The organism is Methylobacterium sp. E-041 (assembly GCF_022829665.1).
In the GTDB taxonomy this organism is placed as follows: domain Bacteria; phylum Pseudomonadota; class Alphaproteobacteria; order Rhizobiales; family Beijerinckiaceae; genus Methylobacterium.
Map to the genome: position 1 here is coordinate 24,448 of NZ_JAKSYQ010000088.1, position 14,655 is coordinate 39,102.

15 protein-coding genes are annotated in these 14,655 nt (G+C 72.8%); 6 read left to right on the top strand and 9 right to left on the bottom strand.

Going from position 1 to position 14,655, the window contains the following annotated elements; genetic code table 11:
* Positions 1-66: 66 nt before the first annotated feature.
* Positions 67-1,290, bottom strand: a complete 1,224-nt coding sequence (locus tag MKK70_RS08450; protein WP_147728398.1) for a serine hydrolase domain-containing protein — start codon at positions 1,288-1,290, stop codon at positions 67-69.
* Positions 1,291-1,354: 64 nt separating this feature from the next.
* Complete coding sequence (locus tag MKK70_RS08455) at positions 1,355-1,864, bottom strand: DUF427 domain-containing protein (protein ID WP_147728397.1); 510 nt, start codon at positions 1,862-1,864, stop codon at positions 1,355-1,357.
* Positions 1,865-1,971: 107 nt separating this feature from the next.
* Between MKK70_RS08455 and otsB the strand changes: the two genes are divergently transcribed.
* Positions 1,972-2,721: a trehalose-phosphatase gene (gene otsB, locus MKK70_RS08460; protein WP_243932118.1), complete on the top strand. Its 750-nt coding sequence runs from the start codon at positions 1,972-1,974 to the stop codon at positions 2,719-2,721.
* Between the two features lie 134 nt (positions 2,722-2,855).
* On the top strand, positions 2,856-3,809 hold the full coding sequence (locus MKK70_RS08465) for a glucokinase (RefSeq protein ID WP_409567264.1): 954 nt from the start codon (positions 2,856-2,858) through the stop codon (positions 3,807-3,809).
* A gap of 43 nt (positions 3,810-3,852) precedes the next feature.
* On the opposite strand, the gene MKK70_RS08470 is transcribed toward MKK70_RS08465, so the two are convergent.
* Positions 3,853-5,331: an MFS transporter gene (locus tag MKK70_RS08470; protein WP_147843944.1), complete on the bottom strand. Its 1,479-nt coding sequence runs from the start codon at positions 5,329-5,331 to the stop codon at positions 3,853-3,855.
* Between the two features lie 115 nt (positions 5,332-5,446).
* On the opposite strand from MKK70_RS08470, the gene MKK70_RS08475 reads away from it, so the two are divergent.
* Entirely contained in the window at positions 5,447-5,794 is a 348-nt protein-coding gene (locus MKK70_RS08475) for a hypothetical protein (protein WP_147858427.1), read from the top strand.
* A gap of 18 nt (positions 5,795-5,812) precedes the next feature.
* Here the strand turns inward: MKK70_RS08475 and MKK70_RS08480 are convergent, their stop codons facing one another.
* The 5 genes from MKK70_RS08480 to MKK70_RS08500 form a co-directional block, all read right to left on the bottom strand.
* Positions 5,813-6,916 carry an ABC transporter permease gene (locus MKK70_RS08480; RefSeq protein ID WP_243946867.1) on the bottom strand — a complete coding sequence of 368 codons (1,104 nt, stop codon included), beginning with the start codon at positions 6,914-6,916 and terminating at the stop codon, positions 5,813-5,815.
* The gene (locus MKK70_RS08485; RefSeq protein ID WP_147858426.1) at positions 6,913-7,836 is read right to left on the bottom strand and encodes an ABC transporter permease; all 924 of its coding nucleotides are present in this window, start codon (positions 7,834-7,836) and stop codon (positions 6,913-6,915) included. The genes MKK70_RS08480 and MKK70_RS08485 overlap by 4 nt, the downstream gene beginning before the upstream one ends.
* A 43-nt stretch (positions 7,837-7,879) precedes the next feature.
* Positions 7,880-8,074 (bottom strand): hypothetical protein, encoded by a 195-nt coding sequence (locus MKK70_RS08490; RefSeq protein ID WP_147729510.1) that lies wholly within the window; start codon positions 8,072-8,074, stop codon positions 7,880-7,882.
* Positions 8,075-8,149: 75 nt separating this feature from the next.
* Positions 8,150-9,745 carry a peptide ABC transporter substrate-binding protein gene (locus MKK70_RS08495; protein ID WP_243946869.1) on the bottom strand — a complete coding sequence of 532 codons (1,596 nt, stop codon included), beginning with the start codon at positions 9,743-9,745 and terminating at the stop codon, positions 8,150-8,152.
* Between the two features lie 4 nt (positions 9,746-9,749).
* Positions 9,750-10,187 (bottom strand): GlcG/HbpS family heme-binding protein, encoded by a 438-nt coding sequence (locus MKK70_RS08500; protein ID WP_147729912.1) that lies wholly within the window; start codon positions 10,185-10,187, stop codon positions 9,750-9,752.
* 111 nt (positions 10,188-10,298) lie between these two features.
* Here MKK70_RS08500 and MKK70_RS08505 point away from each other — a divergent pair, with 111 nt between their 5' ends.
* On the top strand, positions 10,299-11,396 hold the full coding sequence (locus MKK70_RS08505) for a hypothetical protein (RefSeq protein WP_243946871.1): 1,098 nt from the start codon (positions 10,299-10,301) through the stop codon (positions 11,394-11,396).
* A gap of 67 nt (positions 11,397-11,463) precedes the next feature.
* On the top strand, positions 11,464-12,174 hold the full coding sequence (locus tag MKK70_RS08510) for a dihydrofolate reductase family protein (RefSeq protein WP_243946872.1): 711 nt from the start codon (positions 11,464-11,466) through the stop codon (positions 12,172-12,174).
* Positions 12,175-12,178: 4 nt separating this feature from the next.
* Here MKK70_RS08510 and MKK70_RS08515 read toward each other — a convergent pair whose 3' ends face one another.
* On the bottom strand, positions 12,179-13,081 hold the full coding sequence (locus MKK70_RS08515) for an alpha/beta fold hydrolase (protein WP_243946874.1): 903 nt from the start codon (positions 13,079-13,081) through the stop codon (positions 12,179-12,181).
* A gap of 222 nt (positions 13,082-13,303) precedes the next feature.
* Here MKK70_RS08515 and MKK70_RS08520 point away from each other — a divergent pair, with 222 nt between their 5' ends.
* A complete protein-coding gene (locus tag MKK70_RS08520; protein ID WP_243946876.1) occupies positions 13,304-14,623 on the top strand; it encodes an MFS transporter in 1,320 nt (439 codons plus the stop codon).
* Positions 14,624-14,655 lie beyond the last annotated feature (32 nt).

A 14,655-nucleotide genomic window follows, 5' to 3' on the forward strand; every position in this document is an offset into this window, starting at 1 on the left:
GCATTTTCTTCACGTGCGTGGGGATTCGCTTCGCCCGAGAATGCTCCCCCGCGCCCCGGTCCCGCGTCAATCGGTCAGCGCGGCGTAGGTCAGCACCCGCAGCTCCTTTCGGATCGGCAGGGCCGAGGACGGGACGAGCTGCGTCAGCAGCACCACCGCGAGCTCCTCGGCCGGGTCGACCCAGAACGCGGTCGAGGCCATGCCGCCCCAGGCGACCTCGCCCGGCGTGCCGACGATCTGGGCCTTGGCCGGATCGAGCATCACCGAGAAGCCGAGCCCGAAGCCGATGCCGTGATAGGACGATTCCGCGAAGCGCGGCGTGCCGATCGCGGCGAGGTCGCCGGGCAGGTGGTTCATCGTCATCAGCTCGACCGTCTTGCGCCCGAGCAGGCGCGCGCCGTCGAGCTCGCCCTTGTTCAGGATGAACCGGCAGAAGCGCAGGTAGTCGGAGGCCGTCGAGACGAGGCCGCCCCCGCCGCCGGCGATCGCCGGAGGCTTGGCGAAATGGGTCTCGACCGCGTCGTCGTAGAGCGTCAGCGTGCGGGTGCGGTCGTAGACGTAGTTCGCGGCGAACCGCCCCATGTTCTCGGGTCTCACGAAGAAATCGGTATCGATCATGCCGAGCGGCGCGAGCACGGCGTCGCGCAGGTAATCCGCGAAGTCGCGCCCCGAGACGACGGCCACGAGGTGGCCGAGCACGTCCGTCGAGACGCTGTAGTTCCACGCCTCGCCGGGCTGCGACAGGAGCGGGAGCCGGGCCACGGTCGCCACCACCTCGGCGAGGCTCGCATCCGGGCGCAGGAAGTCGGCGCCCTGCTGGCGGTAGAGCGCATCGACCAGGGTCGATTCCATGAAGCCGTAGGTCAGGCCGCCGGTATGGGTGAGCAGGTCCCGGATGGTGATCGGGCGGCGGGCCGGCTCGGTCTCGAGCTTGGCGCGGTTGCCGCCGGTCGCGACCCGCATCTCGGAAAACTCCGGCAGGAAGCGCGCGACCGGGTCGTCGAGCTGGAACTGGCCCTCCTCGTAGAGCTGCATCACCGCGACCGAGGTCAGCGGCTTGGTCATCGAGTAGATCCGCGTCACCGTGTCGGTGGTGAACGGCGTCCTGCGGGCGAGGTCGGCGAGGCCGTGGGCGCGCTGGAACACCGTGTGCCCGCGCCGCGCCACGCTCACCGACAACCCGGCGAGCTTGCCCTCCGCGACGAGGCTGCGCATCCAGCCGTCGATCCGTTCCAGGCGTCCCGGGTCGATGCCGACGTCCTGCGGCCTTCCGTCGATCGCATCGCTCATGCCGTGCTCCTTGTTCCCGGCGCCCGATGTAGCGGTCCTGGGGCGGCGGGACAGCTCCCGAGGCTCACCAGCCCATCGTTCCGGGCCCGCCCTTGAACGGGCCGACGATGCCGGGGGTGATCCAGCCGCCGTAGAAGCCGCCCGGCTGCGGCTCCGCGCGGACGCCGCCGACGGTGCAGGCCTCCATCGGGCCGGCATAGAAGGCGACGTAGCCGGCGATGGCTCGGAAATCCGGCGTCGGATCGGGATAGGCCCAAGCGGCACCGGGAACAGCCGCGCCGGGAATCGCTGCGCCGCCCGCCGTCACGTCGAACAGCACCGCGCGGCCCTTCCATTCGCAGATCCCGGCCCGGTGCGCCGGCCCGAGCACGCCCTCGGCGACGTCGGCGGGCGGGAAGTAGTAGGTCGGCGGATGGCTGGTCTCGAGCACGCGGAACCCGGCCCGCGTCTCGGCGATGGTGCGGCCGCCGAGGACGACCTTCAGCGTCGCGGCGACCGGCTCCAGCCGGGGCGGGCGCGGATAGGCCCACACGCTCTCCTCGCCGGGCTTCGTCGGGGATGGGGTCGGATGCATCGCGTCGTCCTCGGTTCGTCTCGTCCGAAACATAGGGCGCCGCGAAGATGCGTTTGCCGAAAACGCGCGGCGTGCTAGCCCCGACCCGACAGCCCGGAGCGCCGCCGTTGGACACGCCCATCGCCCTCTTCCTGGATTTCGACGGCACCCTGGTCGAGATCGCGCCGCGGCCGGACCTCGTCCGGGTCGAGCCCGGGCTGGTGCCGATGCTCCAGGCGCTGCACGCCCGGCTCGACGGGGCGCTGGCGATCGTGACCGGGCGCCCGGTCTCGGTGATCGACGACTTCCTCGCACCCGCCGCCTTCGACGTCGCCGGGCTGCACGGGGTCGAGCGCCGGGTCGACGGCGTCCTCACCGGCGGCAGCCCGGACGACCATCCGGAGCTGCGTGCGCGGATGCCTCGGCTCCGGGCCCTGGTCGCCGACCTCGACGCGGTGCTGATCGAGGACAAGGGCGCCTCGGTCGCCGTGCACTGGCGCCTGGCGAACCCGGCCGATGCCGAGCGGGCGGAGGCCGCGGTCACGGCGATCGCCACCGAGCTGTCGGGCCGGTACCGGCTTCAGCTCGGGAAGGCGGTCGGCGAGATCGTGCCGGCCTCGGCCACCAAGGCGCACGCGATCCGCGCCTTCCTCGAGCACGCCCCCTATGCCGGCCGCCGCGCGGTGTTCCTCGGCGACGACCGCACCGACGAGATCGCGTTCGCCAGCGTCGCGGCGTATGGCGGCCTCGGCATCCGCATCGGGCCCGGCGAGACCGCGGCCGCGCGGCGCCTGGCCGACCCGAACGCGGTGCACGCCTTGCTTGGCAGCTGGGCGGCGGGCGGGATCATCGACCCGGACACCCTGCCGGCGGCCTGAGCCGCGCCGGCGGCTCCATCGGACAGACAGCGACGCGTCGGCCGGGACGGCCCGCGTCGATCGGGAAAGGGTACCGCATGTTCGCGTTTCCGGTCCTCGTCGGCGATATCGGCGGCACCAACGCCCGGTTCGCGGTGGTCGATTCCAAGGGCGCCGCGCCGCGCCCGCTCTCGCACGAGGAGACGGCGCGCCACCCCGACCCGTCGAGCGCCATCCGCGCGGCGCTGGCCAAGCAGGGCGATGGAGGCGGAAAGCCGCCGCGCTCGGCGATCCTGGCCATCGCCGGCCGGGTCGACGGCCCGAAGGTGCAGCTCACCAATGCCCACTGGGTGATCGAGGGCGCGAAGATCGGCGCCGATTTCGACCTCGACTCGTCGGTCGTCGTGAACGATTACGTCCCGGTCGCCGCCGGCGCCGCCGGCATCGCGCCGCACGACCTGACCCCGATCGGGCCGACCGGGCACGCGCCCGGGGGCGCCCGCGTCGTGCTCGGGCCCGGCACCGGCTTCGGCGCCGCGGCCCTGGTGCCGTATTCGGATCGCCTCGCGATCGTCTCAACCGAGGCGGGCCACACCGATATCGGCCCCGCCGACGCGTTCGAGGAGAAGGTCTGGCACGCGCTCGAGCGCGTCGAGGACCGGATCACCGTCGAGACCGTGCTCTCCGGCCCCGGCCTCGCCCGCCTGCACGCCGCGGTGCGCCACGTCAGGACCGGCGAGCCGCCGGAGAAGATCGAGCCTGCGGCGGTGACCCAGGCCGGGCTCGACGCCTCCGACCCGCATGCCGCCGAGGCGCTGGAGCTGTTCGGTCGCGTGCTCGGCCGCGTCTGCGGCGACCTCGCCCTGACGTTCCTGGCCACCGGCGGCGTCTATATCGGCGGCGGCATCGCCCCGCGGATCGTCAAGCTGCTGCAGCAGGGCGGCTTCCGCGATTCCTTCGAGCGGAAGGCGCCGTTCGCCGCGATGATGCGGGCGATCCCGACCAGCGTCATCACGGTCCACGACCCCGCCTTCACCGGGCTCGCGGCCCTGGCGAGCGAGGGCGAGACCTTCGTCTATCACGGGCAGGTTTGGCGCCGGGGGGCGTGATCTCAACGCCGCCCGGCCAGATCATGGCGCGCGGGACGAGCCGTCACGCCGCCGCGAGCGGCTTCGAAACGTCCTCCAGGGACCGCCCCTCGGCCGCCGTGCCGAAGAGGCCGCCGACGATCGAGGCAACCGCCATCAGCGCGGCGCCGACGAGGTAGCCGCCGAAGACCGCGTCGCGGGAGCCGGTCTCGACGAGCGAGCCGAACAGCAGCGGCCCAGACACGCCGCCGATGCCGGTGCCGATCGCGTAGAAGCCGGCGATGGCCAGCGCCCGGATCTCCAGCGGGAAGGTCTCGGCCACCGTGAGGTAGGCGGCGCTCGCGGCGGCGGAGGCGAAGAAGAACACCACCATCCAGACGCCGGTCTGCGCCCAGGCGCCGAACACCTCGATCTTGAACAGGTACCCCGCGCCTGCGAGCAGCAGCGCGGAGATGCCGTAGGTGAAGGCGATCATCGGGCGGCGGCCGACCGTGTCGAACAGGCGCCCTAACAGCACCGGCCCGAGGAAGGAGCCGAGCGCGAACGGCAGCAGGTACCAGCCGACGCTGCCGCCGGGCACGCCGTAGAAGCGCTCCAGCACCAGGGCGTAGGTGAAGAACAGCGCGTTGTAGAAGAACGCCTGCGCGATCATCAGCGACAGCCCGACGAACGTCTGCCGGCGCGAGGTGCCGAACATCGTCCCGAACACCTCCGAGAGCGGCGTGTGGCTGCGGGTGCGCAGCTTCATGCGCTTGCCCGCGTCGACCGGCGGCAGGGTGTGGCCCTCGTCGGTGAAGCGCTTCTCGATGCCGGTGACGACCCGGTCGGCTTCCGCCGTGTAGCCGTGCGTCGCGAGCCAGCGCGGGCTCTCGGGGATCCAGGTGCGTAGCAGCAGGATCACGAGGCCGATGGCGCCGCCGGTGAAGAACGCGACGCGCCAGCCCCAGGCCGGGTCGATCACCTCGGGCTTCAGCAGGACGATCGACAGGAAGGAGCCGAGCGCCGCGCCGATCCAGAACGAGCCGTTGATGACGAGATCGGTCCAACCGCGCACGCGGGCGGGGACGAGCTCCTGGATCGTCGAGTTGATCGCGGTGTACTCGCCGCCGATGCCGGCGCCGGTGAGGAAGCGGAAGATGCAGAAGGAATAGACGTTCCACGACAGGCCCGTCGCCGCGGTCGCCGCGAGGTAGAGGGCAAGCGTGATGAAGAACAGCTTCTTGCGGCCGATGCGGTCGGTGAGCCAGCCGAAGCCGAGCGCCCCCGTGACCGCGCCGACGAGGTAGGACGAGGCGGCCAGGCCGACGTCGAACTCGGTGAAGCTCATCGGCGCCTTGCGCAGCGCCCCGACCAGCGCCCCGGCGAGCGTCACCTCGAGCCCGTCGAGCACCCAGGTGATGCCGAGCGCCACGATGACGAGGACGTGGAACCGGCCCCAGGGCAGCCGGTCCAGTCGCGCCGAGATGTCGGTGTCGACGACCGTGCCCATGGGGGCGCGCTCGGGCGTCTTCTCGCCCGAGGCCGTCTCGACTTTGGTCGCCATGACTGTGTTTACCTTGACTCGAGACTGCTGTTCAGAACGGCGGAGACCAACAAAAGGTTCGGCCGAGCTTTCATCGTTGCGGGCTTTGATGGCGGCATCACCGTGGATGCTCCCCATGAAGCCTCGCCCCGACGTCCGCAAGACCGGTCGCCTCCCGCCCCGCCATTCCTTGGCCGCCCGTTCCGGAGCCCGCCGCCTCGGCCCCTGCCTGCGCGTGGCGATCCTGGGCACGGCCGCGCTCGCCGGCCTCGCCATCGTGCCGACGCACGGCGCCGACGCGACGCTCGCCCGGGACCGGCAGCCGGTCGCGATGTCCGGCGCCGACCGCTGGCGCCTGCGCCCGGCCCAGACCAACATCGTCCTGCCCGCGGCCGCGCAGGCGCGGGTGCGCCCGGCGATGCCGATCCCCGAGGAGCGCCACCGCGTCCGGCAGGTCTACCCGGCCTATACCGAGATGCGGTGACATCGCCGGGCGCGGGCGTCAGGCGTCGGCGCGCGGATCGAGCGCGTCGGCCAGCCCGTCGCCGAGCCGGTTGAGCGCGACCAGCGTCGCGACCAAGAACGCCGCCGGCCCGGCGAGCATGTGGGGGGCGGATTCGAGGCTGCGCGCGCCCTCCGCGATCAGCACGCCCCAGCTCGTCGCCGGCTCCTGCACCCCGAGGCCGAGGAACGACAGGAAGCTTTCGAGCAGGATCACCCGCGGCACCAGCAGCGTGGCGGCCACCGTCACCGGCCCGAGGGTGTTGGGCACGATGTGCCGGCGCATGATGGTCGCGGCCGAGAGCCCCAGCGCCTCGGCCGCGCGGACGAAGTCGCGGCGGCGCAGCGCCAGCGTCTGGGCGCGGACGATGCGGGCCATGTCGAGCCATTCCACGGCGCCGATCGCGATCAGGATCAGCACCAGGCTCGCGCGGAAGAACACCACCAGCACGATCACGAAGAACACGAACGGCAGGGCATAGAGGATGTCGACGACGCGCATCATCGCGGCGTCGACGGCCCCGCCGGCGAAGCCCGCCACGGCGCCGTAGACGATGCCGACGCCGAGGGCGACCAGCGTCGCGGTGAGCCCGATCAGCAGCGAGACGCGGCCGGCCACGAGGCTGCGGCTGAGCAGGTCGCGCCCGTGCACGTCGGTGCCGAGGAGGAAGTGCAGCTTGCGGACCGGCACCGCGACGGTGAGGCGCCGCCCCTCGTCGTCGCGGGCGACGATGCGCGGCTCGCCGAACAGGTCGGAGCGCGGCAGGTAGACGAGGCCGCGCGCGTCGATGGGCGCCTCCGAGGCCAGCACGAGGCGGAGCACGCCGTCCGCCATCTCGGCCTGCGCGACCGCGGCGCGGATGCGGAAGGCGAGGCGATCGAGCGCCGGCCTCAGATGATCCGCGTCGGGCTGCGCCGCGAAGCCGGGGGGAAGCTGGCGCAGGTCGGGGTAGGTCCGCTCCGGCGCATGGCCGGTGAGGAAAGGGCCGACGAGGCAGGCGAGCGTCAGCAGGACAAGCACGGCGAAGGCCGCCGTCGCGCCGCGATGGCGCGAGAGCCGCAGCAGCGCGCGGCGCGTCGGCGGCAGGCGCGGGGGTAGGCTCACGCGTGCAGCCGCAGGCGCGGGTCGAGCCACGCGGAGACGAGGTCGGCGACGAGGTTGAGGGCGACGACGAGGACCGCGACCAGCACCACCGTCCCCATCACCAGCGTGTAGTCGCGGTTCAGCGCGCCCTCGACGAAGTAGCGGCCGATCCCGGGCAGGCCGAAGATGGTCTCGATCACCACCGAGCCGGTGAGCAGGGCGGCCGAGAGCGGCCCGAGGATCGCGACGACCGGCAGCAGCGCGCCGCGCAGCGCGTGGCGGGCGACGCGCCAGGGCGGGAGGCCGAGGCTGCGCATCGTCCGCACGTGCTGCGCGCGCAGCGCCTCCGCCATCGCCGCGCGGGTGAGCCGGGCGATGCCCGCGGCCTGCGGCAGCGCCAGGGTGATCACCGGCAGCACGAGATGCGTCGGCGCGCCGCCCTCCCAGCCGCTCACCGGCAGCCAGCGCAACGACAGGCCGAAGGCGATCTGCAGCAGCGGCGCGACGACGAAGCTCGGCACCGAGAGGCCGAGGGAGGCGCCCGCCCCGACGAGGCGGTCGAGCCATCCGCCGCGGCGGTAGGCCGCCAGCGCGCCGAGGCCGACCCCGAGGATCAGCGAGACGGCGAGCGCCAAGCCGCCCAGGATCATCGAGACCGGCAGGCCGCGGGCGAACAGGTCCGCGACGGTGAGGTCGCGAAACGAGAAGGACGGCCCGAGATCGCCCCGCGCCAGGGCGGCGAGGTAGCGCCCGAACTGCACCGCCAGCGGCTGGTCGAGCCCATAGACCCGCCGCAGGTTGTCCATGGCCGCCGGTGCCAGCGGCCGCTCCAGGTCGAATGGGCCGCCGGGCGCGAGCCGCATCAGGAAGAAGCTCGCCGCGATCACCACGAACAGGGTCGGGACCGCCTGCAGCAGCCGGCGCAGGACGTAGCCGGTCATGGGCGATCGGGGCGTCGGAGGCGACGATGCCGCGTCGGAGCGTTCACGCCCGTCGCGCTTCGCGATACCCGGCCCAGATCCCGATCCCGAGCGAGGCCGGCAGCGTGACGGCGAGGTTCGTGCCGTGGTTGAGGTAGAGATCGCCGAAGAACAGCATCGCGAACACGAAGACCCCGAGCAGGATCGGGTGACGCCTGGAGCGGGCCGGGTCGGGCGCCGGCGGTGCGACGTCGTCCATGGAATGCTCCGCTGCCGATGGTCCCGCCCTGTATCGGTCCCCCGCCCCGGCGAGACAAGCGCCGGGGACACGCGCTCAGCCCACCAGCCGCAGAAACCGCGTCGGCGCGGCGTTGCGCAGGTTCGGCACGTAGCCGTGCAGGCGCGGCGAGATCAGGGCCTTCGAGCGCGTGTGCATCACCGGGATCCAAGGCAGGTCGCGCATCGCGAGGCTCTCGGCGCGGGACAGCAGGCCGGCGCGGGCGGCGAGGTCGCGCTCGGCGGCGGCCTCGGCCAGGAGGGCGTCGTATGCGGGGTTCGACCAGTGGCCGGGATTCATGCCGTCGTTGCCGGTGGTGAGCAGGAACAGGAAGTTCTGCGGGTCCGAGTAGTCGGCGATCCAGGACATGCGGGCGACGTCGAAGTCGCCGCCGTCGCGCAGGTAGGCGAAGTGGGTCTTGGCGTCGGTGTAGACGAACCGGGTCTCGATCCCGAGGCCGCGCCACATCTCGGCGACGGCGACGGCGGTGTTGCGGTTGTTGTCGCTGGTGTTGAAGCGGTACTCGACGCGCAGCGGCCGATCCGGCCCGAAGCCCGCTTCCGTGAGCAGGCGCCTCGCCGTGTCCTCGTTGTCGATGGGGAGGCGGGTGCGCCCCTCGGTCTCCGGCGGCGTCCGGTAGTTGTCGAGGCCGGGCGGGCACAGCGAGTAGGCCGGGCTCATGGTGCCGCCCCACAACGCCGCGGCGAGGTATTCGCGGTCGAGCGCCAGCGAGAGGGCGCGGCGGACGCGGACGTCGTCGAAGGGCGGCTTGCGCGTGTTCACCGCCAGGGCGTAGAGCCCGAGCGAGGGTCCCAGCACCACCTGATCGCCGAAGCGGCGGCGGAGCGACGCCATCTGGTCGCCCGGCAGGTCGGCCAGCGAATCGAGCTCGCCCGCATCGTAGCGGCGCACCGCGCTCGAGAGGTCCGGCGTCGGCACGAAGGCGACCTGCGCGATCGCGACCTCGGCCGCCGCGTGGAAATGCGGGTTGCGCCTGAGCACGATGCGGTCGTTCGGCACCGAATCCGCCAGGGCATAGGGGCCGTTCGAGACCAGGTTGCCCGGCCGGGTGAAGCCGTCGCCGAAGCGCTCGACCGAGGGGCGGTGCACCGGCAGCGCGGTCTGGTGCGTCAGCAATTCGAGGAGGTAGGGGGTCGGCGCCTCCAGCGCGATCGTTAGCGTGCGAGGGTCCGGCGCCGCGACGCCGAGCGCCGTCGCCGGCATCGCGCCGCGGTTGATAGCGGCCGCGTTGCGGATCGGAAACAGCACCTCGGCGTACTTCGCCGCCGTCTCCGGCGCGAGGATGCGGCGCAGGGAATAGACGAAGGCCTCGGCCTCGACCGGATCGCCGTTCGACCAGCGCCCGCCTTCGCGCAGGGTGAAGGTGTAGGTCAGCGCATCGTCCGAGATGCGCCAGGATTCCGCCGCGCCGGGGACGATGGCGCCGCGATTGTCGTAGGTGAGAAGGCCGTCGTAGAGGTCGCGCAGGATGTGCGCCTCGGCCACCGTCGAGGAGCGATGCGGATCGAGGGTCTCGGGATCGGCGTCGTTGCCGCGCCGATACGTGGCCTCCGGGGCCGCTCCGGCCCCGGCCGAGCCCCCGAGCAGCAGGGCGCCGGCGCCGGTCAGCCAGCCACGGCGCGGCAGGCGCATCGGCTCAGGCGCCGGTCTCGGGCACGAGCCCGGCGGCCTCGATGCCGGCGACCGCGCAGATCTCGTCGTTGTCCGAGGTGTCGCCGGAGATGCCGACGGCGCCGAGAAGGCGCCCGTCGGCCGCACGGACCAGCACGCCGCCCGGGACCGGCACCAGGGCCGCCGGCCCGACCACGTGGCTCACCGCGGCGACGAAGTAGGGCTGCGCCTCGGCGCGGGCGTGGATCGCCCGCGAGCCGAGGCCGAGCGCGAGCGCGCCGTTGGCCTTGCCCATCGCGATCTCGGCGCGGCGGAGCGAGGTGCCGTCCTCCGCCTGGACACATTTTAGAGAACCGCGATCGTCATATACAACCACCGCAAGCGGCTTCAGGCCGCGCGTTCGCGCCGTCTCCAGGGCGGTGGCGACGATGGTGCGGGCGGCCTCGAGCGTCAGGTCGATCATCGGAACCGAGGGGGATCTTGGGGGACGGACGGCCGCGCGGACGGTCCGCGACGGCCAGGGATCAGGACAGGGAGGCGATCGACGGTGCGTCGCGCGATCATCCATATCGGAATGCCCCGGACGGGGTCCACATCGCTGCAGCAGGTGCTGGCCAACCTGCGGCCGCGGCTGGCGGAAGCCGGCCTGCTCTACCCGGACCTCGCACCCGAAGGCGCCCAGCCCGGGTCCGACGTCAACCACCAGGGATTGGGCGAGGCGCTCGACGGGCGGCGGCCGAAGGCGGAGCGCCGCGCGATGCTCGCGCGCCTCGATCGCGTCCTGTCCGAGACGGACGCCGACACGGTGATCCTGTCCTACGAGGACTTCTCGGTGCAGCGGCCGAGCTTCGGCGTGCCCCGGACGCTGTCCGAGGCGTTCGCCCGCCGGGGCTTCGCGATGGATGTCGTGATGGCGGTCAAGCCGCCGTTCGAGTTCCTGAACTCCGCCTACGCCCACCGCGCGCAGCTGGTGAAGGAGCCGCGCAGCTTCCGCGAATACGCTCGTGCGAACCGCCGCTCCGGGCGGCTCGACTATCGCGCGCTGATCGCGCCCTGGGCGCGGGCGACGGACGGCGCCGTGATCGCCGTGCCGCTGCGCGACGCGCGCTCCGACGCGACGCTGGTCGAGCGGTTCGTCGCCGCGCTCGGGCTGACCGCGCGGCTCGCGCCGATGATGGACGCCGACGCCCTGCGGACCGTGACCAACCGCAGTTCCGGGCCGCTCGCCGTCGAGGCCTCGCGCCGCCTGCGGCACCTCCGGGTCCACCGCCAGGTGGAGGGCCACCCGCGCCGGATCGGCCACGTCCTCGACCAGGCGGCGTGGTCGCGCGGTCTCGATCCGGAGCCGTTCCGCGGCGACGCTCCGGACCTCGCCGAGGAGATCGCCGACCGCTTCGCCGCCACCTGCGCGCGCTTCGCCGACCTCGCCTGGGGCCTGCCGTGGGATCGCGTCGTCGCCGCGGCGCCGGCACGGGCGCCGAACGAGTGGGCCGGGCGGCCGATCCCGCCGGAGACCGAGGCGCAGATCGCGCTCCTGATGCGCGAGACGATGCGCCGCTTCGATTTCCGCAGGCCTCCGGCGTGGCGCCGGATCCCGGCCGAGTGCGCCGAGAGCGCCGCGTTGGGCGCGGCGCGCCTGATCGGCTTCGAATCACGCTGGCGCGTCAGCTGAGCGGCCCCTGTGCGAAGGGCCGTCGCGGGCTAGTTCCGGCGGCGACCCGTCCGCAGGAGACCCGACGATGGCCGAGACCGCCAGACCGCACGTGATCTGCCACATGACCAGCTCCGTCGACGGGCGGATCAAGACCCGCCGCTGGGGGATCGAGGCCGACGACCATTACGAGACGGTGCACGCGCGCCTCGACGGCGATGCCTGGATGTGCGGCCGCGTCACCATGCAGGGCTACGCCGACAGCGCCACGCCGCTCGCCGCCCCGCCCGCCGATGACGGCCCGGTGCCGCGCGAGGACCACGTCGCCCGGCGCGACGCGTCCGGCTACGCGGTGGCCCTCGACGCGAAGGGTCGCCTCGACTGGGGCGCGCGGAACGAGATCACCGGCGATCACGTGGTGGTGGTCCTGACCGAGGCCGTCCCCGACGCGCATCTGAGACGCCTGCGGGCGGGCGGGCAATCCTACCTGTTCGCCGGCACCGAGACGATCGACTTCGCGCTGGCGGTGGAGAAGCTCGGCCGCCTGTTCGGCATCGCCCGCCTCCTGGTCGAGGGCGGCGGCGGCCTCAACGGCTCGATGCTGCGGGCCGGCGTGATCGACGAGCTCAGCCTGCTGCTCGCCCCGGCCGTCGACGGCCTTCGCGGCACGCCCGCGGTGTTCGACGTCGACGGCACCGAGGCCGACTCGCTCGGGGCCAAGCGCCGGCTCGAGCTGAGATCCTGCGAGACCCTGTCCGGCGGGGTGGTCTGGCTCCGCTATCGCGTCGCCGCGGCCTGAGCGGTCAGGCGAGGCCGGCGAAGAACCCGTCGAAGAGCCCCGTCACCGTCGCCGGGTCCTCGAAATGCGGGAAGGCCCCGGTCGGCAGGGCCCGGATCGTCCAGTTCGGCCGGGCGGCGAAGCGCGGCGCGTCGCGGAAGTCGACGAAGTCGCCGCGGCTGCCGTGGAGCATCAGCACCGGGAGCGTCAGCGCCTCGTAGAGCGTGGTGGCGTCGGTCGGGAACAGGTGGCCGGCCACGAAGCAGTAGGGCGCGTGCCGCGCCCCGGGCTGGTGGGCCGAGCGGTAGTCGTAGGCGAACAGCCCCTCGTCGATCCGCTTCGAGCCGAAGGTCTTCTGCAGGAAGAAGCGCATGCTCGGGCGGCTGACGAGGAGGGCGAACAGCGCCGGCCCGAGGAGGCGCGAATCGACGATCGCACGGACGCGCGGGCTGCCGCGGTCGCCGCCCGCCGGCCCGCGCCCGGAGAGGCGCCGGTCGAACCCGGTCGGGCTGATCAGGCCGATCGCACGATAGGCCTCCGGCCGCTCGACCACGGCGCGGGCGAGGTAGGAGGCCGAGAGCGAGAGCGCGATCGCGTCGATGCGGACGCCGCCGTGCCGGCGCGCGATCGCGTCGGCGACGGCGTGGATCGCGTCCGCCATCACCCGCGGGTTGTAGAGCCGGCGCGAACGTTCGGAGAAGCCGAAGCCCGGCAGATCGAGGGCGTAGACCGGGCGCCGCCCCTGCGCATGCAGGTAGAGCGGGCGGACCTCGTAGGCGTTGGCGGCGGCGTTGATCGAATGGATCAGCAGCAGCGGCATCCCTTCGGCCTCGGCCGAGCCGTAGACGCTCACCCGGCCAGCCGCCGTGTCGATCACCTCCCGCCGCCCGGGAAGGGCAGGGGGTAAGCCGTCGGGGCTCGTCGCCATCGCCTTGCGCCTCGTCTCGGGACGGATCGGTCGTCGCGACAACGGGATGAGCGGGCGGAACGTTGCCTGGCGCCGCCTGGTGCCTCGCCGTCGCATCGCGCCCGCGGCGCCGCACCCGGCAGCCGTTGACAGGGGGGCGGCGGTGTCGCGATCGTCCCCGGCCGAGGGGTGCCGGGTTCGTGGAACGCCGGATGCGCCGGCGACGCGAGGGAGTGACGGACCATGGCTCAGGCGGAGATCGGCGCGATCGAGCGCGCCACCCTGCGCACGGTGACGTGGCGCATCCTGCCGTTCCTGATGCTGGCCTACTTCGTCGCCTTCGTCGACCGGGTGAACGCGGGCTTCGCCGCCCTGCAGATGAACCAGGACATCGGCCTGTCGCCGGCGCAGTTCGGCCTCGGCGGCGGCCTGTTCTACGTGTCCTACGTGTTGTGCGAGGTGCCGAGCAACGTCGCGATGGAGCGCTTCGGCGCCCGCATCTGGCTCGCGCGGATCATGATCACCTGGGGGCTCGTCTCGGCCGGGATGGCCTTCGTCGTGGGCCCGGTCTCGTTCTACGCGGTGCGTCTGCTGCTCGGGGCGGCCGAGGCCGGGTTCTTCCCCGGCGTGATCCTCTACCTGACCTACTGGTACCCGCGCGCCTATCGCGGGCGGATCGTGGCGATCTTCATGGTCGCGATCCCGATCTCGAGCTTCCTCGGGTCGCCGCTCTCGGCCTGGCTGCTCGGCACCGACGGGATGCTCGGCTTCCGCGGCTGGCAGTGGCTGTTCCTGATCGAGGCGGTGCCGGCGGTGCTGCTCGGCATCCTCGCCTTCGTCCTGCTGCCGGACGGCCCCGCCCGCGCGAGCTGGTTGACGCCGCAGCAGCGCGCCTGGCTCACCGAGCGCCTGGCCGACGACCGGGCCTCGGTGGTGGAGGGCGCGAGGAGGCCCGCCGGCCACCTCTCGCTGCGGCAGGTGATGACCAACCGCTACGTGCTCGCCGCCTCGCTGATCTACGCCGGCGCCTCCGGGGCGAGCCAGTGCCTGTCGCTGTGGCAACCGCAGATCATCAAGTCCTTCGGCCTGACCAACCTCGAGACCGGGCTGCTGAACGCGATCCCCTTCGGCATCGCCTCGGTGCTGATGATCGTCTGGGGGCGGTCCTCGGACAGGCGGCGCGAGCGCGTCTGGCACACCGCGCTGCCGCTCGGGCTGCTGGCCGCCAGCCTCGCCGCGTCTGTGCTGACGAGCCAGCTCTGGCCGACGATCCTGATCCTGTGCCTCGCCATCACCGCGACCTACACCGTGAAGGGCCCGTTCTGGGCGCTCTCGACCGAATGGCTCTCGGCGGGCGCGGCCGCGGCCGGCATCGCCCAGATCAACGCCATCGGCAACATCGGCGGGTTCCTCGGCACCTACCTCCTCGGCGTCATCAACGACGCGACGGGAAGCTACCCGCTGGGGCTGATGCCGCTGGTGATCCTCTCCGCCATCGGCTGCGCCCTGGTGCTGGGGCTTGGAAAGGCGAAGTCGCCGGCGCCCGCGCCGGCGCGGGCCTGAGGCCACCGGGAGAGGGGACCGGCGCCTTACCT